General features: G+C 66.8%; 23 protein-coding genes. 11 read left to right on the plus strand and 12 right to left on the minus strand.

Annotation, left to right across the window (positions count from 1 at the left end; all coding sequences use genetic code 11):
* Nucleotides 1-62 precede the first annotated feature (62 nt).
* Complete coding sequence (locus ACZYZE_RS04820) at nucleotides 63-527, plus strand: Lrp/AsnC family transcriptional regulator (RefSeq protein WP_459317483.1); 465 nt, start codon at nucleotides 63-65, stop codon at nucleotides 525-527.
* 192 nt (nucleotides 528-719) lie between these two features.
* Nucleotides 720-1,826, plus strand: coding sequence for an acyltransferase family protein (locus ACZYZE_RS04825; protein WP_459317482.1), 1,107 nt, complete (start codon nucleotides 720-722; stop codon nucleotides 1,824-1,826).
* Here the strand turns inward: ACZYZE_RS04825 and galU are convergent.
* From galU to paaA, 7 genes are all read right to left on the minus strand, one after another.
* Nucleotides 1,819-2,709, minus strand: coding sequence for a UTP--glucose-1-phosphate uridylyltransferase GalU (gene galU / locus ACZYZE_RS04830; RefSeq protein WP_463906506.1), 891 nt, complete (start codon nucleotides 2,707-2,709; stop codon nucleotides 1,819-1,821). The genes ACZYZE_RS04825 and galU overlap by 8 nt on opposite strands.
* Before the next feature lie 97 nt (nucleotides 2,710-2,806).
* Nucleotides 2,807-3,586: an enoyl-CoA hydratase/isomerase family protein gene (locus tag ACZYZE_RS04835; RefSeq protein WP_463906508.1), complete on the minus strand. Its 780-nt coding sequence runs from the start codon at nucleotides 3,584-3,586 to the stop codon at nucleotides 2,807-2,809.
* 58 nt (nucleotides 3,587-3,644) lie between these two features.
* Nucleotides 3,645-4,865: a 1,2-phenylacetyl-CoA epoxidase subunit PaaE gene (gene paaE, locus ACZYZE_RS04840; RefSeq protein ID WP_463906511.1), complete on the minus strand. Its 1,221-nt coding sequence runs from the start codon at nucleotides 4,863-4,865 to the stop codon at nucleotides 3,645-3,647.
* A gap of 10 nt (nucleotides 4,866-4,875) precedes the next feature.
* Complete coding sequence (gene paaD, locus ACZYZE_RS04845; RefSeq protein WP_463906513.1) at nucleotides 4,876-5,418, minus strand: 1,2-phenylacetyl-CoA epoxidase subunit PaaD; 543 nt, start codon at nucleotides 5,416-5,418, stop codon at nucleotides 4,876-4,878.
* A 2-nt stretch (nucleotides 5,419-5,420) separates the two neighbouring features.
* On the minus strand, nucleotides 5,421-6,362 hold the full coding sequence (gene paaC / locus ACZYZE_RS04850) for a 1,2-phenylacetyl-CoA epoxidase subunit PaaC (protein WP_463906515.1): 942 nt from the start codon (nucleotides 6,360-6,362) through the stop codon (nucleotides 5,421-5,423).
* Entirely contained in the window at nucleotides 6,359-6,676 is a 318-nt protein-coding gene (gene paaB / locus ACZYZE_RS04855) for a 1,2-phenylacetyl-CoA epoxidase subunit PaaB (protein WP_459317476.1), read from the minus strand. Before paaB ends, paaC begins: the two co-directional genes overlap by 4 nt.
* Nucleotides 6,673-7,704 (minus strand): 1,2-phenylacetyl-CoA epoxidase subunit PaaA, encoded by a 1,032-nt coding sequence (gene paaA / locus ACZYZE_RS04860; protein WP_463906518.1) that lies wholly within the window; start codon nucleotides 7,702-7,704, stop codon nucleotides 6,673-6,675. Before paaA ends, paaB begins: the two co-directional genes overlap by 4 nt.
* Before the next feature lie 217 nt (nucleotides 7,705-7,921).
* Between paaA and ACZYZE_RS04865 the strand changes: the two genes are divergently transcribed.
* The 4 genes from ACZYZE_RS04865 to ACZYZE_RS04880 are packed head-to-tail and all read left to right on the plus strand — an operon-like array spanning nucleotide 7,922 to nucleotide 13,043.
* A complete protein-coding gene (locus ACZYZE_RS04865) occupies nucleotides 7,922-9,043 on the plus strand; it encodes an LCP family protein (protein ID WP_459317474.1) in 1,122 nt (373 codons plus the stop codon).
* A gap of 6 nt (nucleotides 9,044-9,049) precedes the next feature.
* Nucleotides 9,050-9,643, plus strand: coding sequence for an arsenate reductase/protein-tyrosine-phosphatase family protein (locus ACZYZE_RS04870; RefSeq protein ID WP_459317473.1), 594 nt, complete (start codon nucleotides 9,050-9,052; stop codon nucleotides 9,641-9,643).
* A 53-nt stretch (nucleotides 9,644-9,696) separates the two neighbouring features.
* Nucleotides 9,697-10,779: an LCP family protein gene (locus ACZYZE_RS04875; protein ID WP_463906521.1), complete on the plus strand. Its 1,083-nt coding sequence runs from the start codon at nucleotides 9,697-9,699 to the stop codon at nucleotides 10,777-10,779.
* A 59-nt stretch (nucleotides 10,780-10,838) separates the two neighbouring features.
* Nucleotides 10,839-13,043 (plus strand): S9 family peptidase, encoded by a 2,205-nt coding sequence (locus tag ACZYZE_RS04880; protein WP_463906524.1) that lies wholly within the window; start codon nucleotides 10,839-10,841, stop codon nucleotides 13,041-13,043.
* Between the two features lie 451 nt (nucleotides 13,044-13,494).
* On the opposite strand, the gene ACZYZE_RS04885 is transcribed toward ACZYZE_RS04880, so the two are convergent.
* Nucleotides 13,495-14,064 (minus strand): GNAT family N-acetyltransferase, encoded by a 570-nt coding sequence (locus ACZYZE_RS04885; RefSeq protein ID WP_459317470.1) that lies wholly within the window; start codon nucleotides 14,062-14,064, stop codon nucleotides 13,495-13,497.
* Nucleotides 14,065-14,154: 90 nt separating this feature from the next.
* Complete coding sequence (locus tag ACZYZE_RS04890) at nucleotides 14,155-15,324, minus strand: acetate kinase (RefSeq protein WP_459317469.1); 1,170 nt, start codon at nucleotides 15,322-15,324, stop codon at nucleotides 14,155-14,157.
* A gap of 194 nt (nucleotides 15,325-15,518) precedes the next feature.
* On the opposite strand from ACZYZE_RS04890, the gene ACZYZE_RS04895 reads away from it, so the two are divergent.
* The gene (locus tag ACZYZE_RS04895) at nucleotides 15,519-15,797 is read left to right on the plus strand and encodes a hypothetical protein (RefSeq protein ID WP_463906528.1); all 279 of its coding nucleotides are present in this window, start codon (nucleotides 15,519-15,521) and stop codon (nucleotides 15,795-15,797) included.
* Here ACZYZE_RS04895 and pta read toward each other — a convergent pair whose 3' ends face one another.
* Complete coding sequence (gene pta / locus ACZYZE_RS04900; RefSeq protein ID WP_459317467.1) at nucleotides 15,798-17,924, minus strand: phosphate acetyltransferase; 2,127 nt, start codon at nucleotides 17,922-17,924, stop codon at nucleotides 15,798-15,800. It abuts the gene before it with no gap.
* 219 nt (nucleotides 17,925-18,143) lie between these two features.
* Between pta and ACZYZE_RS04905 the strand changes: the two genes are divergently transcribed.
* From ACZYZE_RS04905 to ACZYZE_RS04920, 4 genes are all read left to right on the plus strand, one after another.
* Nucleotides 18,144-18,662, plus strand: a complete 519-nt coding sequence (locus tag ACZYZE_RS04905; protein WP_459317466.1) for a hotdog fold thioesterase — start codon at nucleotides 18,144-18,146, stop codon at nucleotides 18,660-18,662.
* Between the two features lie 16 nt (nucleotides 18,663-18,678).
* Nucleotides 18,679-20,007 (plus strand): phenylacetate--CoA ligase PaaK, encoded by a 1,329-nt coding sequence (gene paaK, locus ACZYZE_RS04910; protein WP_463906530.1) that lies wholly within the window; start codon nucleotides 18,679-18,681, stop codon nucleotides 20,005-20,007.
* Between the two features lie 86 nt (nucleotides 20,008-20,093).
* Entirely contained in the window at nucleotides 20,094-20,699 is a 606-nt protein-coding gene (locus ACZYZE_RS04915; RefSeq protein ID WP_459317464.1) for a TetR/AcrR family transcriptional regulator, read from the plus strand.
* A gap of 64 nt (nucleotides 20,700-20,763) precedes the next feature.
* A complete protein-coding gene (locus tag ACZYZE_RS04920; RefSeq protein ID WP_463906533.1) occupies nucleotides 20,764-21,612 on the plus strand; it encodes a DUF427 domain-containing protein in 849 nt (282 codons plus the stop codon).
* A 141-nt stretch (nucleotides 21,613-21,753) separates the two neighbouring features.
* On the opposite strand, the gene ACZYZE_RS04925 is transcribed toward ACZYZE_RS04920, so the two are convergent.
* Nucleotides 21,754-22,161: a VOC family protein gene (locus ACZYZE_RS04925; protein ID WP_459317462.1), complete on the minus strand. Its 408-nt coding sequence runs from the start codon at nucleotides 22,159-22,161 to the stop codon at nucleotides 21,754-21,756.
* Nucleotides 22,162-23,061: 900 nt separating this feature from the next.
* Nucleotides 23,062-25,173, minus strand: coding sequence for a phenylacetic acid degradation bifunctional protein PaaZ (paaZ, locus tag ACZYZE_RS04930; RefSeq protein WP_463906536.1), 2,112 nt, complete (start codon nucleotides 25,171-25,173; stop codon nucleotides 23,062-23,064).
* Between the last annotated feature and the right edge of the window lie 31 nt (nucleotides 25,174-25,204).

Consider the following 25,204-nt stretch of genomic DNA (forward strand, 5'->3'; position numbering starts at 1 on the left):
TGGCCTATTCTGGAAGACAAATCGTAAATGTGAGCTGGATTACTGGCAGGGGTTGTGGACAAATGGCAGAGGCCGAGGCGGACCAGGCGGCGGTGCCGCTGGATGATGTGGACCGGAACATCATTGCGGAGCTGACCCGGGACGGCCGGATGTCCGTCACCCAGGTGGCCGAAAACGTGCACATCTCCCGCGCCCACGCCTATACCCGTATTTCCCGGCTGACCGGCGAGGGTGTCCTCACCAAGTTCACGGCCCTCGTGGACCCCATCAAGGCCGGCCTGAAGTCATCCGCGTACGTGACGCTCAAGGTGCGCCAGCACTCGTGGCGGGAACTGCGCGAATTGCTGCGCGCCATCCCGGAGGTGCACCACATCGCCCTGGTGGGCGGGGACTTCGACGTTATCCTGCTGGTGCGCGCCGTGGACAACATCGACCTGCGCCGGGTGATCTTCGACCAGCTCCAGTCCATGCCTGGGGTGCTGGACACGCAGACGTTCCTAGTTTTTGAGGACCTGGATACGCGTTGACTACTTGGATTTTTCCGGCCGCCACTACTCTGGACGCGGCTACCCCCATCCCGTAGGCTGACGGCTCAGGCGGCCGCGGCTCATGAAGCAGGGCTTTCAGCGCCGCCGGCTTCGTTGGCGAGTCTCGGACCCTGATTCCTGATCGGGTCGAACATCCAGCCACGGGGCGATCGGCGGCATTGGGGGACCAGCATGCCTGTTGACGACGCGCCGCGAAAAGTGAAGCTCCAGTGGGTCGACTTCTCCAAGGGCCTCTGCATGGTGCTGGTGGTGCTCTTCCACTCAGCACTGTTCATGGAAACACAGGTCAATATCCAGGATGACTTCGAAGGATTCTGGTGGCCCGTCAGCGAGGCGCTGAGCCCGCTCAGGATGCCGCTGTTCTTCTTCATCTCCGGGCTTCTGAGCGTAAGCGCCCTGGCCAAGGGCCTGGGCCACTCCAGAGGACGGACCATCGGCCTCTACTACGTCTACGCCATCTGGACGTTCCTCTTCCTGACCAGGCTGTGGCTGCCCCTTTCGCGGAACGGGGCCCCGGCCCCGACGCCGGGTGACATCATCCTCAGCCTGGTGCTGCCGACGTCGTTCTGGTACCTCTATGCGCTGCCGGTCTTCTTCCTGGCCTCCTGGCTGATGATCCGGGCTCTCCGCGGGTACAGCGCCTACGCCCTGATACCACTGGGGATCCTCAGCACGCTCTCACCCCTCCTGCACGACGTCGCAGAGCCCATCCTGTCGGCACCGATGGATGCCTCCAAACTCCCCTCGATGGCCACCCACTTCGTCTGGTTCTACCTGGGAGTCCACGGCAGGAAGCTGTGGGACGAGGTCATGGCCGCGGCAACACACGTGAAGCTGGCCCTCGCGGGAGCCGCCTACGTCATCCTGAGCCTGGCATTGTTCTTCTTCGACCTGGACCTCGAACTGAGGGTACTGCTGTCCTGCGTGGCGCTCTACGCCGTGGCCCAGCTGGTGGCCCTGGTCCGGATGGATTCGCTGGTTCCCGGCCTTCTCCAGAGACTGGGCAGCCAGACCCTGCCCGTCTACATCTTCCACATCTTCCTGATCTCGCTGATCAGCGCCCTGGTGAAGATCACCGGGTTCATCCATGTCCTCCAGTCAGACCTGCAGATCTCCAATGCCCTGCTTCCGCCCCTGATAACGGTTCCCGTTGTGCTGGGCACGGTGTGGCTTGGGACGCGGATCCGTTCGGGTCCGCTGTGGTGGCTGATGGAGGCCCCGAAGGCCCTGGTGGGGGCGAAGGCACCGCTGGCGAAGGCCCTGGCAAAACCTAGCTGACGAACGCCTTCATCCAGGCCCTGAGTTCTTCGCCGAATTCCACCCGTTCCGAGGCGATCGAGATGACCGCCTTGAGGTAGCTCAGCTTGTCGCCGGTGTCGTAGCGGCGGCCCTTGAACACAACGCCGTACACGCCGCCGCCCTCGCAGCCGGAGGTGGCAAGGGTCTGCAGGGCGTCCGTCAGCTGGATTTCCCCGCCGCGGCCGGGCAGGGTTTCTTCCAGCACGTCGAAGACAGCCGGGTGGAGCACATAGCGGCCGATGACGGCCAGGTTGGAGGGTGCATCGGCGGCGGCCGGCTTCTCCACGAGGCAATTGACCCGCACATGGTCCTGGCCATCCACAACGGAAACGTCGGCACAGCCGTAGGCGCTGATCTCGGCGGGGTCCACCTCGATGAGGGCGATGACCGAGCCGCCGGTCCGGGCCTGTACCTCAATCATGGTGCTGAGGAGCTCGTCGCGTTCGTCAATCAGGTCATCACCGAGCAGCACCGCAAAGGGCTCGTCGCCGATGTGCTGCCGGGCGCAGAGGACGGCGTGGCCGAGGCCTTTTGGATCGCCCTGGCGGACGTAGTAGAGCGGCCCGAGGCTGGAGGCATGCCGGACGGCTTCGAGGCGGTCCAGATCACCCTTGAGTTCCAGGGTGCGTTCCAGGCTGGGCTCGCGGTCAAAGTGGTCCTCAAGCGCGCGCTTCTGCCGGCCGGTGATCATCAGCAGATCGGTCAGGCCGGCCCGGACGGCTTCTTCCACCACATATTGAATGGCCGGCTGGTCCACCACCGGCAGCATTTCCTTGGGCATCGCTTTGGTGGCCGGCAGGAAGCGAGTTCCCAGTCCGGCGGCAGGAATGACAGCTTTAGTTACTGGTTTCCCCAAAGTCATAGACGAACACTACAAGCGCCCCTTCGAAATGAGAATGGCAGCAACAAAAGACGAGTACCGAGACAATGTGGTCTCTTTTGACCCGCCAATAGGGCCCTTAGCCTTTGAAAACCGGTTTCCGCTTCTCCTGGAAGGCGCGGAACCCCTCGGCATAGTCCCCGGTCTTGCAGAGGCGGGCCTGCTCGGCGTTTTCCTCTTCCATGGCTTCCCAGAGGCCCAGACGCTGGTCCCGGATGTGCGCCACGAGTTCCTTGCTGGCGTTGAACGCGCTGGTGGCACCCGTGGCGGCCTTCGCCACGATGGTGCGGGTGTTCGCCAGGAGTTCAGCCGCGGGCATGGCCCTGCTGAAGAGTCCCTGCGCCACGGCGTCGGTGCCGCTCATGAGTTCGGCGGTGTAGATCAGGTCCAGAGTGCGGTGCATGCCGAGGCGTTCGGTGAAGTACCAGTGCCCGCCGGAATCGAGGGTGGCGCCGAGGTTGGCGAACGGAGAACCGAACTTCGCATTCTCCGCCACGTACACGACGTCGGTGGCCAGCAGCAGCCCGAGCCCCACCCCGAGGCAGGCCCCCTGCGCCGCGGCGAAGGTGGGTGCCGGGAAGGCACTCATTTTCTTCAGCAGCGGCTGCAGCAGCCCGCCCAGGTAGGCCTGGACGTCATCCGTCTCCGGGGTGACCCCGGCGATGTCCCGGCCCGCACAGAAGGCGCGGCCCTCACCGCGGAGCAGCAGCGCCCGCACTTCGCCGCGTGAGGCGGCGTCAGCGGCGTCGTCGTACGCCTGTGCCAGATCCCTGAGGGCCTGCCCGTCCAGCGAGTTCAGCTTGTGGGGTGCGTTGAGTACAACCTCGGCGATGCCGTGGGCGATGGAGAGGGAAATCATGGGGCTCCTAGAGGTTCGGGGCGGGTCAGGGGTCTCGCGCAGGCTCGACCACCGTTGCTTAGACGTCGAAGTCGACCGTGACTTCCGGCGTGGTCGGGTGGGACTGGCAGGTCAGCACGTAGCCCTTGTCCAGTTCGTCCTGTTCCAGCGCGTAGTTCTCGTCCATGGTGACGGCACCGGTGACCACCTTGGCGCGGCAGGTCCCGCAGACCCCGCCGGCACAGGCGAAGGGCACGTCGGGGCGGACCCGCAAGGCCGCATTGAGGATCGATTCGCGGGCGTGGGTGGGGCTGGCAACCTCGCCCTGAAGCCCGTCCAGCTTGAAGGTGATCTTGTACGTCGCCTGGGACTCATCGACGATGACGGGACGCCCGGCGTTGCCCTCGGGGCGGTCCGGTTTGCCCGAGGTGAACAGCTCAAAGCGGACATGCTCCGGCTTGACGCCGCGGGCGGCCAGGGTGTCGCGGCACAGCTGCACGAGCTCGAACGGCCCGCAGAGGAACCATTCGTCGATGTCATCGGCGTGGATGGCGGTGCCCAGCAGGGCCTGGAGCTTCTCGGCGTCGATCCGGCCGCTGAGCAGCGGGGCGATCCGCTGTTCGCGGGAGAGCACGTGGTGCAGCGCGAGCCGGGCGGGGTACTTGTCCTTGAGGTCCGCGAGTTCCTCGAGGAACATCACATCCATGGCGGCCTTGTTGGCGTAGACCAGGTCGAAGCGCGTTTCCGGGTGGGCGGCCAGCAGGGTGCGGGCAATCGCGATCACCGGGGTGATGCCGGAGCCGGCGGCGATTGCCACGAAGGAGCCGGGATCCCCCGCCAGGTCCTCCGGATGGTTCATGGAGTTCATCAGGTTCTGCTCTTTGCCGTCCCGGCCGTGCTTGGACACGAACGCGCCCATCGGGCTCATGACGTCCAGGACATCCCCGGCCTTCAGCTCGGCGTTGGCCCAGGTGGAGAACAGCCCGCCCAGGTCCTTCTTGATGGCGACGCGGATCTCGCTGCTGCCGTCCGCGAAGCTTCGCGGTTCGGCGCAGATCGAGTAGCTGCGCCGGATCTCCTTCGGCTCGCCGTTCTCGTCCGGCAGCGTGGTGCGCAGGGCGACGTACTGGCCCGGGAGGTAATCGAACTGTCCGGTGAGATCGTTCGGCACGCCGAAGGTCACCTCGATCGCGTCGTCGGTGAGCCGGCGCACCTCATCCACGGTCAGGGTGTGGAAGGACGCACGACGGCGCCCGGTGGCGGCGGCCGTTTCAGCGGCAGTCTGGCGGACAACAGGCATGGGTGCTTCCTTACAGAACTTTGAAGTAATCGAACGGTTCCTTGCAGTCCTGGCAGACATACAGCGCCTTGCAGGAGGTGGAACCGAAGCGGGTGAGTTCCTTGGTGTTCAACGATGAACACTGCGGGCATTTGACGGCGAGGGACAGCCGGACCGGTCCGGCGTGCCGCACTGCGTTGGAGTGGCCGCTGGGCGGGGCGATCCCGTATTCCTGCAGCTTGGCCTTGCCGGACTCCGTCATCCAGTCCGTGGTCCACGCCGGGGACAGCACCAGCTCGACCCGGACGTTCGGGTAGCCTTCGCGCCCGAACGCCGATTTGAGGTCGTCCCGGATGGCGTCCATCGCAGGGCAACCCGAGTAAGTGGGCGTGATGGTGACCTGGACGGCGGGAACCTGCCCGCCGTCGTCGAACAGCTGGACGTTCCGCAGGATCCCCAGATCCGCAACCGTGAGGACGGGGATTTCCGGATCGCAGACCGTGGCCGCGATGTCCCAGGCCTTCTGCTCGGACGCCGTGGTGGCCGTTCCCTGGCTTACGTCGGTGTCAGGCATGGCTACCAGCTTGCTCCGGGGTACTCGCGGGCGAGCACCTGCATTTCGGCCAGGATGTATCCGAGGTATTCGGAGTGCAGCCCCTGGCGTCCGCCGCCCGGGGCCGGCTGGACCTTCGGAACTTCCAGTTCCGCCGCGGCGAGAACTTCACCGGTCAGACGGTCGAAGTCCGCGCGCAGGCTGGAAGGCTCGACGGCGGCACCGGACTCGCTGAGGCGGGCGGTGAGCTGGTCATCGCGGAACAGCTCATCCACATAGGGCCAGATGACCTTGAAGGCGTGGATCATCTTCTCCCGGGACTCTTCGGTGCCCTGGGCCAGGCGGAGCACCCACTGGGCGCTGTGGTCGCGGTGGTAGTCCACCTCCTTGACGGCCTTGGCGGCGATCCCGGCCAGGGTGGCGTCGGTGGAGGCGGCCAGCCGGCTGTAAAGCTCAAACTGGTAGTAGCTCACCACGAACTGGCGGGCGATGGTGACGGCGAAGTCACCATTGGGGAGTTCGAAGATCTCCACCGAGCGGAACTCGGGTTCGCGTCGGAAGTACGCGAGGTCATCCTCGCTCCGGCCGTCGAGGCCACCCGCGTAGCTCAGGAAGGACCGGGCGTGGCCCAGCTGGTCCAGGGCGATGTTGCCGAGGGCGATGTCCTCCTCCAGCTCCGGTGCGCGGGAGATCCAGTGACCCAGGCGCTGCGCCAGGATCAGGGCGTCATCGCCCAGGCGCAGGGCAAACTCGGCGGCGTCTTCGCTCGGCTTGGCGGTGCCGCGGCTGACGGCCAGGGCGATGTCCTCGGGGCGGAGGGCGTTGCCGGGTGTGATGCGGGTGGCGCTGGCCGTGGCCTCGCCGCTGTTTCCGGAGCTCTTGACGCCGACGGAGATGTCCCCGTGGCCGCCGGTATCCGCTTCTGCTTCTTCTGCCGTCGCTGCGGCTTCAGGTGTTGTGCTCACAGGTGCTTCACGCCCTCGCTCTTGGTGTAATACGTGGCGTGCCGGTAGTCCTTGCCCTGGGGCGACTCGAAGAAGGAGCCCTTGGAATCGGGATCGCTCGAGGCGATGGCGTCGGCCGGGACAACCCAGATGGAGACGCCTTCGTTGCGGCGGGTGTACAGGTCGCGGGCGTTGCGCAGTGCCATGACGGCGTCCGGCGCGTGCAGGGATCCGGCGTGGACATGGGACAGGCCGCGGCTGGAGCGGACGAACACTTCCCAGATGGGCCAGACGTTACCGGCGTGTGCTGTGGCGGGGGCGTCGTTGGGGTTCATGCTGCGGATTCCTTTTCTGCTCGCTTGCGGCTCTGTTTGGCCGCGTACGCGGCGGCGGCTTCGCGCACCCAGGTGCCGTCGGCGTGTGCTTCGCGGCGCCTTTCCAGGCGCTGGGCGTTGCAGGGTCCGCGGCCGGCCAGGACTTCGTGGAATTCATCCCAGTCCAGGGGCCCGTGCTCCCATTTTTTGGTTTCTTCGTTGAAACGGATGTCCTTGTCCGGGAGCGTGAGCTCCAGGACCTTGACCTGCTCCATCATCATGCCGACGAACCGGTTGCGCAGTTCGTCGTTGCTGAAACGCTTGATGTTCCAGGCCATGGACTGCTTGGAGTTGGGTGAATCGTCATCCGGCGGCCCGAACATCATCAGTGACGGGGCGTACCAGCGGTTGACCGCATCTTGGGCCATCTCCTTCTGCTCCGGGGTGCCGTGGGAGAGTTCAAGCAGGATCTCGAAGCCCTGGCGCTGGTGGAAGGATTCTTCCTTGCAGACGCGAACCATGGCACGGCCGTAGGGGCCGAAGGAGGCGCGGCAGAGCGGCACCTGGTTGGCGATAGCGGCGCCGTCGACCATCCAGCCGATGGCTCCCATATCCGCCCAGGTCCGGGCCGGATAGTTGAAGATGGAGGAATACTTTGCCTTGCCGTCCATCAGGGCCTGCATCATCTCATCGCGCGGCTGGCCAAGGGTCTCGGCTGCGGAGTACAGGTACAGGCCGTGGCCGGCCTCGTCCTGGACCTTCGCCATCAGGATGGCCTTGCGCTTCAGGCTCGGGGCGCGGGAGATCCAGTTCGCTTCCGGCTGCATGCCGATGATCTCCGAGTGCGCGTGCTGCGAGACCTGGCGCAGCAGGGTCTTGCGGTATGCCGGGGGCATCCAGTCGCGGGGCTCGATCCGCGAGTCATCCGCCATGACTTTGTCGAAGTAAGCCTGGCCTTCAGCGTCACGCCGGGCCACGTCTTGGGGGCTCTGTCCGTGCCGCGCCGATGTTGGCTCTCCGGGCACTGACTGCAGGGTCTGCGATGCCATGGTTGCTCCTATGCATTTCCGATAAATAATTACCGACCGTTCGTTCAGGATATGCGGAAGTCGGGAGATGCGTCAAGCACCATGCCGCCACCAGTCACAGGGAAATTCCAGTTCTGCCGGGGACCTTGGTGGTATCGTCTGGATCACGCCGCCACCGGTAGTGAACTCCACTTTCCGGTGTTCGGCGCCGGGAGCTGCACCGATACCAAGGACCCGCATGTCGAATCGATTCGAAGTAGACCGCGAACCTGCACCGCAGCACGGGGCCGTAAAGGCGCCCGCGCAGCTGGATACTGGGGTCCAGCCGCGCCGCAAGACGCGGTCCAGGCGGGTCTTGCTGGTAGCCCTGCTGATCATGATCCTGCTGGTTCCCGGCTCCATGGGGGCCTATCTGTTCTCCCTGGCCACCATCTACGACACCCAGACCACCAAGATCGAGGAAGCCTTCCCGCCGGAAGCAGCCCGGGTCCAGGCCCCCGCCACCCCCGCCGGTGTGCCGAAGCCGATGAACATCCTGGTGATGGGCAGCGACAGCCGCGACAAGGCCGAGGGTGCGGCGTCCGCCAAGGCCGCGGCCGGTGCGGCGTCGAACCAGCGGGCCGACACCCTTATGCTGCTCCATATCCCCGCCGATCGCGCCCATGTCTACAGCGTTTCGCTGATGCGGGACACCTGGGTGGACATTCCGGGCCACGGCCAGGCCAAGATCAATGCCGCCCTCGCTTTCGGCGGCGTCCCGCTGATGGTCCAGACGGTGGAATCCCTGCTCCAGCAGCGGATCGACCACGTGGTCAGCCTCGACTTCGCCGGTTTCAAGGGACTCACCGATGCCCTGGGCGGTGTGGAGGTGGACGTCAAGGTCCCGTTCACCTCGGTCCGCGGCGACAAGACCTATGTTTTCAACGAAGGGCTCAACACCCTCAACGGCACCGAGGGGCTGGCATTTGTCCGCGAGCGCTATGCGTTCGCCGACGGCGATTACCAGCGGGTCCGCAACCAGCAAAGCTATCTTCGGGCGGTCATCGCCAAGACGTTCGACGGCGGCACGCTGGGAAACCCGGTCACGCTCGCCAAGGTTCTCAGCGCCGTCTCCCCGTACCTCAGCGTCGCGCCGGGCCTGGACTCCATGGAGGTGGGCCGCCTGGCCTTCAGCCTCCGGGACCTCCGCAGCCGCGACACCGTCTTCTTCACCCTGCCCACCGCCGGCGTCGGAAGGTCCCCGGATGGTCAGTCCATCGTCCTGCCGGACATGGCCGCCATCGAGGAGATAAAAGCCGCCCTTACCGAAGATAGACTCGGTGACTACGTGGCCGCCAAGGAACTCGGCAAAGGAAATTAGGAGCTTTTGGACTCGTCCTCAAGCATTCGTATTCTGACCGTCTGTACCGGAAAAATTTGCCGCTCGCCGGTGGCCGAACGGCTCCTTCAGACCGGGCTCGACCAAGTCAGGCCCGGCGCCTTCCGGGTGCGGAGCGCCGGCACCCGGGCCATGGTGGGCGACCCTGTCCAGCCGATGTCGGCAGACATGATCAGGACTTACGGCGGAAGCCCCGACGGCTTTGCCGCGCGCCAGCTGACCCAGCAGTTGCTGCGGGATACCGATCTGGTCCTGGCGATGGCCGCTACGCACCGCGGGGAAGTCATGCAGATGGATGCCTCTTTGTTGAAGCGGACTTTTACCATCCGCGAGTTCGCCCGGATGATCGAAGCCCTTGAGCAGCGGGACGGCAACAGTCCACCACCAACCGACGTCCCGGCCTTCTGGCGGGCCCTCCCGGCCCGGGCGGCCTCCGTCCGGCACCTCGCGCTGGCGCAGGACGCAGCCGACAACGACGTCGTGGACCCCTACCGCCGCGGCGAGGAAATGTACCACCGGATGGAGGATGAGCTGGCCCCCGCCATCCTCACCATCCTGCGCTTCGCCCGCCGCCACAGCTGACGTGCACCTTGCGCCTACCTTCCGCCGGCGCCGCGGGGTGGTAGCGTCCGCCCATGGGAACCACACCGGATTCAGCAGGAACAGATTCACCAGCTCCGCGGCCCGGCGGGCCGGCTGGCAAGCGCCGCCGTCGTGCCGTGATCGCGGCAGTCGTGGCTGCCCTGCTGCTGATCGCCGTCGCGGCCGCAGCGTACGTCCTGTCCCGCCCGAAGGCCGAGACCGCGGCTCCCGCCGCGTCGACCGCCCCGGCACCGGCCACCACGCCCGCCACGCCGGCCCCCACCCCGACGCCGACGCCGGATCCCCCCGCCGTCGCTCTCAATATCCTGCTGGTGGGCAGCGACAGCCGTGTGAACGCGCGGGCGGAGGCAGCCGCCGGCAACGTCTCTGACCAACGCGGCGACACGCTGGTCTTCATCCATCTCCCGGCGGACCGGCAGAGCGTCTACGGCATCTCCATCATGCGGGACCTGTGGGTGGACGTCCCGGGGCGCGGCGCGGCCAAGGTCAACGCCGGACTTGAGGTGGGCGGGCTACCCCTCATGACCCAGACCGTGGCGGCGCTGTTCGGTACGCACATCGACCACACCGTTATGGTCGACTTCGAAGGCTTTGCCGCCCTGACGGACGCCGTCGGCGGAATTGACGTCGACGTGACGCGGCCGTTCACCGGCACCATTGAGTCCCGGCACTACTTCGCGCCAGGCGTGAACCGGCTCAACGGTGCCCTGGCCCTGGACTTCGTCCGCGAGCGCAAAGCCTTCGCCGACGGCGACTACCAGCGTGTCCGGAACCAGCAGATCTTCCTGAAGTCCGTGCTGGCCAAGGTGGCCACTGAGGGCGTTTTGGCGGACCGCGCCACGGCCCGGCAACTGGTCACGACGGTACTGCCGCACGTCACGGTGGATCCCGGACTTACCCTGGAAACCCTGGAACGGCTCGCCTTCAGCCTGCGCAGCACCCCTCCCGGCAGCGGCGTGTTCTTCACGCTTCCCACGGCCGGCACCGGCACAAGCCGCGACGGCCAGTCGATCGTCGTGCAGGACCCCGCCGCCACCGCCGCGGTGGCCGCAGCGCTCGGCTCGGGGACGCTCGGGGACTACGTGGCGGCCAACAACCTGCAAAACGGGAACTGAGGCCCCCGGGACACAGCCGCGGAACCCTGTGCCGGCGCGCCTGACGGTAGATTGGAGCCATGACCCAGACTCCCGCGCAGCCCCCCGTCGCCAAGAAAGTTCCCACCGTCCGCACGCACCACGGCGACTCGTTCGAGGACAACTACGAGTGGCTGCGCAACAGGGAATCGGCGGAAGTCGTTGAACTGCTCGAGGCCGAAAACGCCTACCAGGAGACGGTGACCGCCCACCAGGAGCCGCTGCGCGAGGCCATCTTCCAGGAAATCAAGGGCCGCACCCAGGAGACGGACCTCTCCGTCCCCAACCGCAAGGACGGCTGGTGGTACTACACCCGCTCGGTCGAGGGCCAGGAATACGGCATCCAGTGCCGCCTCCGCGCCCGGGACACCGGGGACCGCGTGGCGGACTGGACTCCCCCCGCCGTCGAGGTCGGCCTTGCAATTCCGGGCGAGGAAATCCTGCTCGACGGGAACCTCGAGGCAACGGGCAAGCCCTTCTTCGCCATCGGCGGCGCCGCCGTGACCATCGACGGGAACCTCTACGCCTACGCCGTGGACAACGCCGGAGACGAGCGGTTCACGCTGCGCATCAAGGATCTCCGCACCGGGGAACTCCTGCCGGACGTGATCGAGAACGTCTTCTACGGCATCTCCTTCTCCCCCGACGGCAGCCGGATCTTCTACACCGTGGTGGATGATTCCTGGCGCCCGTACCAGGTGAAATCCCACCTGCTGGGCACCCCGGTCAGCGCGGACGAGGTGATCTACCAGGAGGACGACGTCGCCATGTGGCTGGGCTTCGAGCTCTCCGCCGACCGGCGCCACCTGGTACTGGGAATCGGCTGCTCGGAGTTCAGCGAAACCCGGCTGCTGCGCTTCGACGCGCCCGACGCCGGACTCAGCACCGTAATCTCCCGCGACGAGCGCATCCTCTACGAGGCCGAGCCCTTCCTGCTCGATGACGGCTCCGGAACTCCGCAGGAACGGCTCCTGCTGAGCCACAACAAGGACGCCATCAACTCCATGGTCTCGCTTGTGGACCCGGCCGAACTCGCCAAGCCGCTCGCCGAGCAGCACTGGACCACCGTCGTCGAACATTCCGATCAGGTGCGGGTCAACGGCGCCGGCGTTACGTCCACGCACCTGGTGGTCTCGGTACGCAAGGACACGATCGAACGTGTCCAGGTCCTGCCGCTGGCCGGGCTCGGAACGCCGGAACAGGGCGCGCCGGTGGAGCCCGCCTTCGACGAGGAGCTGTACACCGCCGGCGTCGCGGGCTCGGACTACGAGGCCCCCTTGATCCGGATGGGCTACACCTCCTACTTCACGCCGTCGCGGGTCTACGACTTTGTGCTGCCGACGGCGGAGCTTCCGGCGGGCGAACTGCTGCTGCGCAAGGAAAGCCCGGTGCTCGGCGGCTACTCCCCGTCCGACTACGTGGCCACCCGGGAATGGGCTGTGTCCGCGGACGGGACCCGGATCCCGCTGTCCGTGCTGCGGCACGCTTCGGTTGCGCGCGACTCGGCGGCGGCGGGCCTGGTGTACGGCTACGGCTCCTACGAGCTGAGCATGGATCCGGGCTTCGGCATCCCCCGCCTGTCCCTGCTGGACCGGGGCATCGTGTTCGTGATCGCCCACATCCGCGGCGGCGGCGAGCTGGGCCGGCACTGGTATGACACCGGAAAGAAGCTGTACAAGAAGAACACCTTCACGGACTTCATCGCGGCCACCGACTGGCTGGCGCAGTCCGGCTGGGTGGACCCGGCCCGGATCGCGGCGATGGGCGGTTCCGCCGGGGGCCTGCTGATGGGCGCCGTCGCCAACCTCGCGCCGGAAAAGTACGCGGCGATCGTCGCGGCCGTCCCGTTCGTGGACGCCCTGACCACCATCCTGGACCCCGAGTTGCCGCTCTCCGCGCTGGAGTGGGAGGAATGGGGAAATCCCATCACAGACCCGGCGGTCTACGCGTACATGAAGTCCTACACACCGTACGAAAACGTCCGGAAGGTGGCGTACCCCAAGATTGCCGCTGTGACCTCGTTTAATGACACGCGGGTGCTCTACGTTGAGCCCGCCAAGTGGGTGCAGCAGCTGCGCGAGCTGAATACCGGCAGCGAGCCGATCGTCATGAAGATCGAGATGGAAGGCGGCCACGGCGGCGCCTCCGGCCGCTACGTGCAGTGGAAGGAACGGGCCTGGGACTACGCCTTCGTCGCCGATTCCCTGGCTGCCACGGAGCTGCTGCCGGGGGCCGGGCTGAAGTAGCGGGGCTGGGCACGGCTCCGTCACAGCCATGTTCAACCCCTATGGGGGCAGTCACCGAGCAGTCGATGGTCCCGGCTGGCTCGCCCGCGCCGGGCGGTGGCCCATTCGCCAAAGATGGCCGCTATGGGACCCGTATAGCGGCCATTCTTGGCGAATCATTGACATCGTGGCCGCATCATCGGTTTCCATGTCCCGAAGGATCTGCCCAGGCCCAACCACGAACCCCGCCGCTGAGCATGCTCAGTGGCCGGGCTTTCCGTGTTCGTCCTTGCATCCTTTCGTCCCGCGGCGACGCTCCATCCCAGTTACTCGGCGCAGGGTCCCGTTTCAGCGACCAGAAACCGCGGGATTCCGCGGGTGCGGCCAGGTGCGAATGGAAGCAACTGGGCGGGAGCGTCGCGCCGGAGCCCGGGAACCTCCATAGCGGCCATCTTTGGCGAATCGCCGAGTCTTAGGCTGGCTGCCGGGACTTCCACTCGTCCGCGAGGATGGCGTAGACCACCTCGGTGGCCCACTGGCCCTTGTAGTGCCACTTGTCCACCTGGATGGACTCGTGCCGCATGCCGAGGCGTTCACACAATGCCGCGGAGGCCGTGTTGAGTGCGTCGAGCTTGGCGTCGATCCGGTGGAAGCCCAGCTCCTCGAAGCCGAGCTTCAGCAGGGCCGCGGCCGCTTCCGTACCGATGCCTCGGCCGCGCGCTGCCGGGGCCAGACTCCAGCCGATCTCGCCTTGTCCGCAGCCGGGAAGCCACTTGAGCACCACCTCGCCGAGCAGCCCGGGGGCCTCCGCGGCCTCGATGGCCAGGCAGACCCAGTCGCCCTCCTTCTCGAAGACGAAGTTGGCGTACTTGCCCACGGACTCCATGGACTTGGTGTAGCTCTTCGCCTCCCCCGGCAGGAAGCGCGCGGTTTCCGGCAGCGACTGGTAGGCGTGGAAGGTGTCCAGGTCCGCGGCCTCGAAGCGGCGCAGCACCAGCCGCTCGGTGCGGATGGGCAGCGGAGGAAAGGGCCTGGGATTCATGCCCCCAACGCTACCCGTCGCCCATCCGAGTCGCAGCAGGGGCCGTTCTGGGCGCTCAAAACGGCCCCTGCTGCGAGCTAGTTGGGAAGGTTACGGAGCAATTGACGGGTGATTCACGACGGCGGCCGTGGCCTCGGCGATCGCACGTTCCTCGTCGGTGGGTACCACGAGCACCTGGATCGCCGACGACGGCGTGGAAACCACCCGGGGTTCCCTGGACCGCTCACGGTTCAGTCCGGCGTCGAGCTGCACGCCCAGGGCGCCCAGCCGATCCGCCACGAGGGTGCGGAACTGGTGCGAGTTCTCGCCGATCCCGGCCGTAAAGACGAGGGCCTTCGCCCCGCCGACCGCCACATGGTAGCCGCCGATGTACTTCGCGAGCCGGTAGGACGCAACCGCGAGTGCCATGGCTGCCTTGGCGTCGCCGGCCTCCGCGGCCTCCACCACCGAACGCATGTCGTTGTTGCCGGCGAGGCCCTTGAGCCCGGACTGGCGGTTGAGCATCGAATCGAGGTCCTCCGGGGACCAGCCTGCCCGGCCGAGGAAGACGAGGATGGACGGGTCCAGGTCGCCCGAGCGGGTGCCCATGACAAGGCCCTCCAGCGGGGTGAAGCCCATCGAGGTGTCCACGGACTCGCCGCCGCGGATTGCCGTGACGGAGGCGCCGTTGCCCAGGTGGGCGATCACGGCGTCGAACTCCTCCACCGGAACGTCCAGCAGGGCCGCGGCCCGGTGCGCGACGTACTCGTGGGAGGTGCCGTGGAAGCCGTAGCGGCGGATCCCGTGGTTGGTGTAGAGCTCGTCCGGGACCGCGTAGCGCCAGGCATGCTCGGGAAGGGTGCGGTGGAACGCGGTGTCGAAGACGGCCACCTGCGGCAGTTCCGGCCACTTCCTGGCGATCGCGCGGAGGCCCAGCACGGCGGCGGGATTGTGTAGCGGCGCCAGCGGGTTCAGCCGCTCGATCGCCCGGATGATCTCGTTGTTGACCAGCACCGGCTCGGCGAAGCGTTCCCCGCCGTGCACCACGCGGTGCCCGACGGCGTCGAGGGCACGGCCCCCCAGCGCCTGGTGGAGGGCGGCGTCGACCTGTTCCAGCGCCTCCGCGTGGTCCCGCGGGCCCTCGATTTCACCGTCACCGTCGCCGCCGTTGCCCATCCCGATCTTCTCGACCAGCCCTTCGGCGAGCACACTGCCGGCCTCGACGTCGCGGACCTGGTACTTGAGCGACGACGAGCCTGCGTTGATGACGAGCACGAGCATGGGGCCTCCTAGGCCTTGGCTTCGGCGCTGACCCCGGAGGGCGCGTCGGGACTGGAATCACGCCGGAGCCTGGCGGAGCGCTCCATGGGAACCACTATAAATTGCCGGGCGGACAGTGCCGCCAATCCGTTGCGAAAGCCGCGGCGGGCGCCTAGAGTCGGCTGACCAACTGGACCATTCACGAAGGGATTTCCATGACTGACGAAGCGACCCAGCCGGAGGGCACCGAGCCGGAGGGCACCCAGCCGGAGGGCACCGAGCCGGCCAGCGGGTCAGGGAAGCCGGATCCCACCGGCGTCGAGGGCGCGAACCCGGCCCTGGACGACACGGGAAACTCCAAGGCCGCCGAGACCGGAGAAGCCCCCGAGGCCCCCGAGAATCTGGAAGACCTGGATCTCACACCGGCCGGCCTGTCCGATGAGCCCGCCCAGCAGGAAGATCCGGACAGCCCGGCGAAGCCGGAAAACAGCTGACTAGGCACGGGCAGCCGAGGACGGGGCGTCCGCGGGCGCCAACCCGGAGTGCTTTTCGGCGGACTGGGCCTGGATCGCGGTGATGGCGACGGTGTTCACGATGTCCTCCACCGTGCAGCCGCGGGAGAGGTCATTCACCGGCTTGCGCAGCCCCTGCAGCACGGGTCCGACGGCGACCGCACCGGAGGACTGCTGGACCGCCTTGTAGGTGTTGTTGCCGGTGTTAAGGTCCGGGAAGATAAAGACCGTCGCCTGCCCGGCCACGGAGGAGCCCGGCATCTTGGACTCGGCGATCGCGGCGTCGACGGCGGCGTCGTACTGGATAGGCCCTTCCACCGCCAGGTCCGGACGGCGTGACCGCACCAGCTCGGTCGCCTGGCGGACCGCGTCCACGGCCTGCCCGGCGCCGGAGCCGCCGGTGGAATAGGAGAGCATCGCGACCCGCGGCTCGACGCCGAACTGGGCTGCGGTTTCCGCCGACGCCAGCGCGATGTCCGCGAGCTGCTCCACATTGGGCTCCGGGTTCACGGCGCAGTCGCCGTAGACCAGCACCCGGTCCGGCATCAGCATCAGGAACACCGAGGAGACGATCTTGACGCCGTCGCGGGTCTTGACGAATTCCAGCGCCGGACGGATGGTGTGGGCCGTGGTGTGGGCGGCGCCGGAGACCATGCCGTCCACCACACCGAGCTGGACCATCATGGTGCCGAAGTAGCTCTCGTCCTGCATGACCTCCAGCGCCTTGGCCAGGTCCACGCCCTTGTGCGCCCGCAGCTCCGCGTACTTCTGGGCAAAGCCCCGCCGCAGCTCCGAGGTGGCCGGGTCCACGATGTTGATGCCGTTGAGGTCGATGCCCTGCGTGGCCGCGAGTTCGCGGACGTCGGCCTCGCGGCCCAGCACGGTGAGCTCGCAGACATCCCGGCGATGCAGGATTTCGGCGGCGCGCAGGATCCGCACGTCCGTGCCCTCCGGCAGGACGATGTGCCGGCGTTCGGACCTGGCCCGTTCGATCAGGTCGTGCAGGAAGCGCAGCGGCGTCATCCGCTCCGGCCGCGGCAGGTGCAGCCGTTCCAGCAGTTCCGCCTCATCCACCCTCTTAGCCCACAGACCCAGGGCGGAGGCCACCTTCCGGCGGTGTCCGGACCAGATCTCGCTGCGCACCTCGGAGACCCGCTTGGCGGTGACGTAGGTATCGTCCGGGGCGGCGAAGATCGGGAACGGCGCCTGCGCCAGCAGGGAATAGATGGTGGGGTCCGGGGCCAGTCCGCCGGTCAGGATCAGCGCGGAGGGCACCGGGAACTCCGGCGAGAACGATGACGCGAGGCAGGCCACCAGCACGTCGGCCCGGTCGCCGGGAACGATCACCAGGGCGCCGTCGTCGAGCACATGCAGGAAGTTGGCCACGTTCATGGCGGCCACCTTGACCGAGTGCACATCGCGCTCCAGATCCGGCAGCCCGGCCACCTGGCCGATCCCCAGGGCCGCGGCCACCTCACCGGTGGTGGGCCGGGCGATCGCCTCCAGCTCCGGCAAAACGTACACGGGGCGACCGGAGGCGCCGGGCCGGACCGCCGCGGCGATGGCCTCCAGATCTTCCGGGTCCGCGCGGTTGACCATGATGGCCAGGAGCGCGCAGCGTTCGGCGAGCAGTTCCTTGCGGGCCACCTCGACGGCGTCCGCGGTTTCAGCAACGGTGCGGCCCTTCGCGCCGACGACGGCGACCACCGGGGCGGCAAGGTTGTTGGCGAGCCGGGCATTGAGATCGAATTCGACGGCGGCGTCCTGGCCGGTCAGATCGGTCCCCTCCACGATCACGACGTCGCAGTGCCGGGCCATCTCGGCGAAGATCTCCACGCAGCGGGAGTCGACTTCCTCGCGTTTGCCCTCGGCGAGGAGGCTGCGGACTTCGGCGAAGGTGAGGCCGCCGCGGCAGCGGTCGTCGTCGAGGTCGAAGCGGGTCTTCATCAGGGCCACCATCGGGTCCGAGGAGGCGTCCTGGCCGTTGACCACCGGTTTGAAGAAGCCGATCCGGTCCGCATGCCGGTGCAGGGTGTCCGCCAGGCCCAGGGCTATAAGTGATTTGCCGGAGCCCGGTGTAGTCGCGCTGACGTAGATTCCTTTGGCCATGACCCGCCCTTTGCTGTGAAGTGGTGCTGCTTCACTCCCAGCCTACTTTCTCTTCCCGGACAGCCCGCCTGCAGCGTGATTTTCGCCCGCTTTCCGGCCGTTTTCCGGCTGCTTCGCCGGCTCCGGCCACAGTTTAATACCGCGCCAGCTCTTGACAGAAGGCACCCAAATGGGATTACCTAATGAACATTCGGTAAATAAAGCTGGAGGCAATGACGCATGGCTGAACTGACGATTTCCGGTGACACCCACCCCATCCTTAAAGGCGACTACGCCTCGGAGTGGATGGGCATCGAAGTAGTGGCGCTGGACGACGGACACGCCACGATCCGCATGGCGCTCCGGCAGGAAATGCTCAACGGCTTCGGCATGGCCCACGGCGGAATGATCTTCGCCTTCGGCGACACCGCCTTCGCGCTGGCCTGCAACCCGGCCAGCCCGGGCCCGGCCGACGAGGGCAACATTACTGTGGCCTCCGGCGTCGACATCAACTTCATCAAGCCGGCGTTCCGCGGCCAGGTCCTGACCGCGGTCGCCAACCGCCGCGCCAGCACCGGGCGCAGCGGCCTGTACGACATTCAGATCTATGCCGCCGATCCCGGAACCCCGCCGGCCGCAGCGTCCCCTCCCGGCACGGCTCCCGCAGCCACGCTCCCGGGCGAACTCCCCACCGACACCCTCCCGGGCGAACTCATCGCCGAGTTCCGCGGCCGCAGCCGCACCATCTCCAAGAAATAGAAACAGGGAACCCCAGATGACCCAAGAAACCGTCGCCCCCACCAGTGATGCTGTCCTGGACCGCGAAGAAATGATGTCCCGCGACGAGCTCGAGGCACTGCAGCTCGGCCGCCTCCAGCACACCCTGGCCTACGCCTACGCCCGTGTTCCCCTGTACAAGCGCAAGTTCGACGAGGCCGGCGTCCACCCCACGGACCTCCGCGAACTCTCGGACCTGGCAAAGTTTCCCTTCACCACCAAGGAAGACCTCCGCATGGAGTACCCCTTCGGCATGTTCGCCGTGCCGCAGAACGAGGTCGCGCGGATCCACGCCAGCTCCGGCACCACCGGCCGCGCCACGGTGGTGGGTTACACCAAGAAGGACCTCGCCGACTGGGCCAAGCTCGTGGCCCGCTCGCTGCGCGCCTCCGGTGTCCGCCCTGGCATGAAGGTCCACAACGCATACGGCTACGGCCTGTTCACCGGCGGTATGGGCGCCCACGCCGGCGCCGAGGCGCTGGGCTGCACTGTCATCCCGATCTCCGGCGGCCAGACCGAACGCCAGATCACCCTCATCCAGGACTTCAAGCCGGACGCCATCCTGGCTACCCCGACCTACCTCCTGACCATCGCCGACGCCATGGTCAAGCAGGGCATCGACCCGGCCTCCACCTCGCTCAAGTACGCCGTCCTGGGTGCCGAGCCGTGGACCGAGGAAATGCGCCACGAGCTGGAGGTCATGATGAACATCAAGGCCTGCGATATCTACGGCCTGTCCGAGGTCATGGGCCCCGGCGTCGCCGGCGAAGCCGTGGAGACGCAGGACGGCAGCCACATCTGGGAGGACCACTTCCGGCCGGAAATCATCGATGCCTTCGACCCCTCCGTGGTCCTGGGCGACGGCGAACACGGCGAACTGGTCTTCACCTCGCTCACCAAGGAAGCACTGCCGATCATCCGGTACCGCACCAAGGACCTCACCCGCCTGCTGCCCGGCACCGCCCGCCCGGCGCACCGCCGCATGGGCCGCATCACCGGCCGCAGCGACGACATGATCATCCTGCGCGGGGTGAACCTGTTCCCGTCGCAGATCGAGGAAATCGCCCTGCGGATCCCGGAACTGAGCCCGCACTTCCAGCTTGAACTCACCCGCCCCGAGGGCCAGCGCATGGACCAGCTCACCGTCAAGATCGAACGCCGGGAGTCCGTCACCATCGAGGGCGTCGCGGCGGCAGCGAAGGTGCTGCAGCAGCAGATCAAAATCCATGTCGGATCATCCTGCTCTGTGGATGTGGTGGAGCCCGGCACCCTGGAGCGTTCCAACGGCAAGCTCCGCCGGATCTACGACATGCGCCCCAAGGCCTGACCGCATCATGCCCGGCCCGGCCTGCCGCCCCTCCTGGGCCGGCAGACCGGGCCGGCTAACCTCCTGATCGTGAGAAACTAGCGAGTATGCCCAGCTCAGCAACCACCACCAAGCGCGGCCGCCCCGGCTATGACCAGCAGTCGGTACTGCTGATCGCCGTCGACGTCTTCAACCGTCACGGCTACGACGCCACATCCATGGGCATCCTCGCCGAGAACCTGGGCATCTCCAAGTCCGCGATCTACCACCACGTGCCCTCGAAGGGTGATCTCCTCAAGCTCGCCCTCGAGCAGGCGCTGGGCGGCCTGGAAGCCGTCCTGGAGCAGCCCCGGGCGCAGTCCGGCACCGCCGAGGCCCGGCTGGAGTTTGTCCTCCGGGAGACCATCTCGGTCCTCGTGGAGCGGCTCCCCTTCGTCACCCTGCTGCTGCGCCTGCGCGGCAACACGGAGATCGAAACGGATGCGATGGCCCGCCGGCGCACCTTTGACCACAAAGTCGCGGCCCTGATCTCGGCCGCCCGCGACGAAGGCTCGCTCCGCCAGGACATCGACCCCCGCACCGTTACCCGGCTGCTCTTCGGCACCATCAACTCGATCGTCGAATGGTACAAGCCCGGCGGCTCACTGTCTCCGGAAAAGCTGGCCGACGACATTATCACCATGGCGTTCAACGGCCTCCACGTGCCCGACTGAGGCGCGCGCCCACTTCCCGCGGAATCCCATTGACGGCGTGCTGGCCGGCGCCCACTCTTGGAGCATGGCCACGAGACTATCCAAAGTGCTCTTTGGGACCTTTCCCCAGCTGCGCTACGAACCCACCGCCAAGCGAATCCGTGCCAGCCTCGCCGGGAAGACCGTCGTCGACACCCTGAATGCGTTCCTCATCTGGGAGCCGCGCCGGATCACCCCGGTCTTCGCCGTGCCGGAGCAGGAACTGCGGGCTGACCTCGCCGTTCCGGGACTCCCGGCGGCGCCCGTCGAGGAGCATCCGTTCGCCGTGCGGGAAGGCCTGGCCCCGACGTCGTTCGACCCCGGCACCGGCTTCGGGAAGCACACCGCCGCCGGCGAGGAGCTCGACGTCGTAACGGCTGGGGCCACCGCCCCCAGGGCCGCCTTCCGCCCCGAAGATCCGGATCTGGCAGGCTATGTCGTACTGGATTTCCGCGCCTTCGAGTGGCTCGAGGACGACGAGGAGATCATCGGCCACCCCCGCGACCCTTTCCACCGTGTCGACATCCGGGCCTCGTCCGCAGAGGTGGAGGTGGCGCTCGACGGCGTGATGCTGGCCCGCGCGAACGGCGCGCAGCTCCTGTACGAGACGATGCTCCCGGTCCGCTACTACCTGCGGCCGGCGGACGTGCGGCTGGATCGTATGGAGGAGAGTTCGAAGCGGACCGTTTGTCCGTACAAGGGCCAGGCCAGCTACTGGAGCTATCCCGGCCCGGAGGCCGGCCGGAACATCGCCTGGAGCTACGACAGGCGCTTCGTGGATGCTGCCCAGATCCACGGCCTGATCAGTTTCTTCAATGAGCGGATCGACCTAACGGTCAACGGCGTGCTCCAGCCCCGCCCTGTAACGCCCTGGTCCGGCCCGGGGGCACTTTGAGGGCCGCGGCACGCGTTCCGCCGACGAATACCGGCGTGTCCGTGTCAATGTGCCCCCGCCCGGCCGGCGCCCCAGCCAGAAACACGAAACAGCGCCCCGGCAGGCCGGGACGCCGTTCCTCAGGCTGGGTTCAACTGCCGGTCAGAGCTGGTAATCAGCTACCGACGTGATGTCCTCATGAACGCAGAGGATATTGTGCTCCGAGTCCATGAACCAGGCGCACTTCTCCGAATCCGTTGTACAGATGTGGTTCTCCGTCTTGAGATCCGGGAGATCGTAGTCCTGGAACATAACGCCCTTGGCTTCCATCTCCCTGACAGTGCGCTCGATCTCGCTGACTTCAAAACTCAGGGTGGTGTGCTCGGAATGCTTTCCGTCCCTGACAGGCATCAGCTGCAGCAGAGGGCCGCCGTCGCTGCCGAATAGTTCACTTCCATCGTCCGTCACTCCACGGTGCGGGAGCCCAAGGGTGTCGGCATAGAAATGCCGGGCACGCTCTGCATCATCGACTGGGAGGACTGTTGTGGCTTTGTTGAGTACTAGGTTCATTTCGCCACCTCCTACGATGACGATTTTACGCCGGTGCGGGAGTGAAAGAGCCGGCGCATAGAAACGCCGGAGCTCCGATCACGCCGGCGTACGCCGTCAGGGAACTGCCGCAGGAGCCTTCCGGGCGCCGCCGATTCACAGCCGCGCCACAGCAAGGTAAATGCAGCCCCACAGCCTGCCCGCGGAGGATATGGAATATCTGAAGCTGCTGGACGGAATGGACGGAATGAAAGTGCATACCTTGGAACATAGTCCCGCCTGCCTCCCTCCGGAGCCGGCAACGGCCGCGGAGCGCCAACCGCTAATTGGCACGCAAAAAGATCCTGGCCGGGAGCTATATGCGGAACGGTCAAGCCATCTGGCTGGCCTCTTCATGCCCCCTGCTCTGCCTTGGGAAGACCTGCCTGAACATGAAAGGAATAGATGGCGGGGCTACGCCGGGGCCCGCGGGTAAGCCAGCAGGACAGCCATCCGCCGCCCATGGCGGCGTCATCCACAGCCGATCCACGAGTTTCCCGAAGTGCAGGCTCAGACTTCGCTCCGCAGGCAACCGGCGGGACCCGAATCAAGCGGCGCCCAATGGGCCTGGATACGGCCGTGGCATCCCCGGCGTCCCCATACCCCTGGCTGCCGCCGGCACAATGGCCCGGACCTCTACTCAACCCATCTTTTGGTCCTTGCCACCGGCTATTTGGCGGACCTCCCTCTCCTGGGGTATCCAGGTGGCAGCCGCGGCCGTGTTCGCCGTCGTCTGGCAGAAATCAAAGGGAGGGGACCGCTGGAACGCCTCATTGCAGCAGCGACCAGAAGAATCCGCGACCATGTCCTCGCCTCGGGGCTGCATCCCACATGAGGGATCATCCGGGTGAACCGTTCAGGAAGTGAGGGCGCGCCCGGGGGTTACTTCTCCACGAGGGTGAGGACGTCGTAGGTGGCGACGATTTCGTCGTTCTGGTTGCTCAGGACCGCGTCCCAGGCCACCTCGCCGTATTCGTCGGTCTCGCGCGGGGTGATCTTCTTGGCGGTCAGGGTGACACGGATGGAGTCGCCCGCAGCCACGGGGGTGATGAAGCGCAGGCCCTCCAGTCCGTAGTTCGCCAGGACGGGGCCCGGAGCGGGCTCCACGAACAGCCCGGCGCCCCAGGCCAGCAGCAGGTAGCCGTGCGCCACGATGCCCGGGAAGAACGGGTTGGCCGCGGCGGCCTCCTGGTTGGTGTGGGCGTAGAAGGTGTCGCCGGTGGAGTTGGCGAACTTGGTGATCTCGTCCAGGCTCACTTCGCGCAGCCCGGAGCGGATGGCGTCCCCGATGTGCAGCGTGCTCAGGTGCTTCCGGAACGGGTGCTGGCCTTCGGTGTCCAGCGTGAAGTTGCGGTCCGCGCCCATGTGCCAGACTCCGGTGACGGCGGTCAGCATGTTGGGCGAGCCCTGGATGGCGGTGCGCTGCATATGGTGAAGGACCGAGCGGATGCCGCCGAGTTCCTCGCCGCCGCCGGCGCGGCCGGGGCCGCCGTGGACCAGGTGCGGGACCGGGGAGCCGTGGCCGGTGGAGCTGCGGGCGTCCTCACGGTTGAGCATGTGCACCCGGCCGTGGTGGGCCGCGATGCCGGTGACCAGTTCGCGGGCAACCGCAGGATCGTTGGTGCAGACCGAGGCGACGAGAGAGCCGCCGCCGCGGGCGGCGAGACGGACGGCGTCGGGCAGGTCCGTGTAGCCGATCACCGAGGACACCGGACCGAAGGCTTCCAGCGAGTGGACCTCGTCGGTTTCCGGATCGGCCCAGCTCAGCAGCACGGGGGACATAAACGCGCCGCCTTCGACGACGCCGACGGTCCCGTCCGCGCTGGTGACCTTCGGCGAATCGAGCGTGCCGTAGGCGAGTTCGCCGCCGGCGTCGAGCATGGACTGGACGGCTGCGCGCACATCGGCGAGCTGATCCAGGGACGCCAGGGCGCCCATGGTGACGCCGTCCGCGCGCGGGTCACCGAGGACAACGCGCTCCCGGATCCGCTCCCCCACGGCGGCGATGACGTCCTGCACCAGCTCCTGCGGCACGATAGCCCGGCGGATCGAGGTGCACTTCTGGCCGGCCTTGGCGGTCATCTCGGTGACGAGGGACTTGATGAACGCGTCGAATTCCGGGGTGCCCTTGACGGCGTCCGGGCCCAGGATGGAGGCGTTCAGGGAGTCGGTTTCCGAGGTAAAGCGGACCCCGCCCTTGACCACATTGACGTGGGACTTGAGCGTGTTGGCGGTGGAGGCGGAGCCGGTGAAGGCCACGATGTCGCGGTAGTCGAGGTGGTCCAGGATGGTGCGGACCGAGCCGGAGATCAGCTGCAGCGAGCCCTGGGGCAGGATGCCGGATTCGATGATCGCCTTGACGACGGCGGCGGTGACGTAGCCGGTGGGGGTGGCCGGCTTGACGATTGTGGGCACGCCGGCGATGAAGGCGGGGGCGAGTTTTTCGAGCATGCCCCACACCGGGAAGTTGAAGGCGTTGATCTGCACGGCGACGCCGGGGATGCGGGTGTAGATGTGCTCACCGGCGAAGGACCCGTCCTTGGACAGGACTTCCATGGGTCCGTCCACGATCACCTGGGCGTTGGGGAGTTCGCGGCGGCCCTTGGAGCCGAAGGTGAAGAGCACGCCGATGCCGCCGTCGATGTCGACCATCGAGTCGATCTTGGTGGCGCCGGTCTGGGCCGAGAGCGCGTAGAACTCGTCGCGGCGGCCGTTGAGGTACTGTGCCAGCTCCTTGAGCTTGAGCGCACGCTGGTGGAAGGTGAGCTTGCCGAGTTCGGCCTGGCCGGCGGTGCGTCCGTAGTCCACGACGGCGGCGAGGTCCAGTCCCTCGGTGCTCACCCTGGCGAGGAGTTCACCGGTGCTGGCGTCCATGACGGAGGCTGCGCCGGCTGCGGAGCCGGCGTCGGGCGTCCACCAGGAATCCCGGATGAAGCTGGGAACGATCTCGACAGTGTCTACTGTGGGTTCCGGAGCAGTTGCAGTGGTGGTCATCGTTGACGGGTCCTTCCAACAGGGGCAAGAT

The organism is Pseudarthrobacter woesei, assembly GCF_055412745.1.

Bases quoted from the DNA above. Each gene is read 5' to 3' on its own strand.
- ACZYZE_RS04820 (WP_459317483.1), top strand. From the start codon at position 63: ATGGCAGAGGCCGAGGCGGACCAGGCGGCGGTGCCGCTGGATGATGTG.
- ACZYZE_RS04825 (WP_459317482.1), top strand. From the start codon at position 720: ATGCCTGTTGACGACGCGCCGCGAAAAGTGAAGCTCCAGTGGGTCGAC.
- galU (WP_463906506.1), bottom strand. From the start codon at position 2,709: ATGACTTTGGGGAAACCAGTAACTAAAGCTGTCATTCCTGCCGCCGGA.
- ACZYZE_RS04835 (WP_463906508.1), bottom strand. From the start codon at position 3,586: ATGATTTCCCTCTCCATCGCCCACGGCATCGCCGAGGTTGTACTCAAC.
- paaE (WP_463906511.1), bottom strand. From the start codon at position 4,865: ATGCCTGTTGTCCGCCAGACTGCCGCTGAAACGGCCGCCGCCACCGGG.
- paaD (WP_463906513.1), bottom strand. From the start codon at position 5,418: ATGCCTGACACCGACGTAAGCCAGGGAACGGCCACCACGGCGTCCGAG.
- paaB (WP_459317476.1), bottom strand. From the start codon at position 6,676: ATGAACCCCAACGACGCCCCCGCCACAGCACACGCCGGTAACGTCTGG.
- paaA (WP_463906518.1), bottom strand. From the start codon at position 7,704: ATGGCATCGCAGACCCTGCAGTCAGTGCCCGGAGAGCCAACATCGGCG.
- ACZYZE_RS04865 (WP_459317474.1), top strand. From the start codon at position 7,922: ATGTCGAATCGATTCGAAGTAGACCGCGAACCTGCACCGCAGCACGGG.
- ACZYZE_RS04875 (WP_463906521.1), top strand. From the start codon at position 9,697: ATGGGAACCACACCGGATTCAGCAGGAACAGATTCACCAGCTCCGCGG.
- ACZYZE_RS04880 (WP_463906524.1), top strand. From the start codon at position 10,839: ATGACCCAGACTCCCGCGCAGCCCCCCGTCGCCAAGAAAGTTCCCACC.
- ACZYZE_RS04885 (WP_459317470.1), bottom strand. From the start codon at position 14,064: ATGAATCCCAGGCCCTTTCCTCCGCTGCCCATCCGCACCGAGCGGCTG.
- ACZYZE_RS04890 (WP_459317469.1), bottom strand. From the start codon at position 15,324: ATGCTCGTGCTCGTCATCAACGCAGGCTCGTCGTCGCTCAAGTACCAG.
- ACZYZE_RS04895 (WP_463906528.1), top strand. From the start codon at position 15,519: ATGACTGACGAAGCGACCCAGCCGGAGGGCACCGAGCCGGAGGGCACC.
- pta (WP_459317467.1), bottom strand. From the start codon at position 17,924: ATGGCCAAAGGAATCTACGTCAGCGCGACTACACCGGGCTCCGGCAAA.
- ACZYZE_RS04905 (WP_459317466.1), top strand. From the start codon at position 18,144: ATGGCTGAACTGACGATTTCCGGTGACACCCACCCCATCCTTAAAGGC.
- paaK (WP_463906530.1), top strand. From the start codon at position 18,679: ATGACCCAAGAAACCGTCGCCCCCACCAGTGATGCTGTCCTGGACCGC.
- ACZYZE_RS04915 (WP_459317464.1), top strand. From the start codon at position 20,094: ATGCCCAGCTCAGCAACCACCACCAAGCGCGGCCGCCCCGGCTATGAC.
- ACZYZE_RS04920 (WP_463906533.1), top strand. From the start codon at position 20,764: ATGGCCACGAGACTATCCAAAGTGCTCTTTGGGACCTTTCCCCAGCTG.
- ACZYZE_RS04925 (WP_459317462.1), bottom strand. From the start codon at position 22,161: ATGAACCTAGTACTCAACAAAGCCACAACAGTCCTCCCAGTCGATGAT.
- paaZ (WP_463906536.1), bottom strand. From the start codon at position 25,173: ATGACCACCACTGCAACTGCTCCGGAACCCACAGTAGACACTGTCGAG.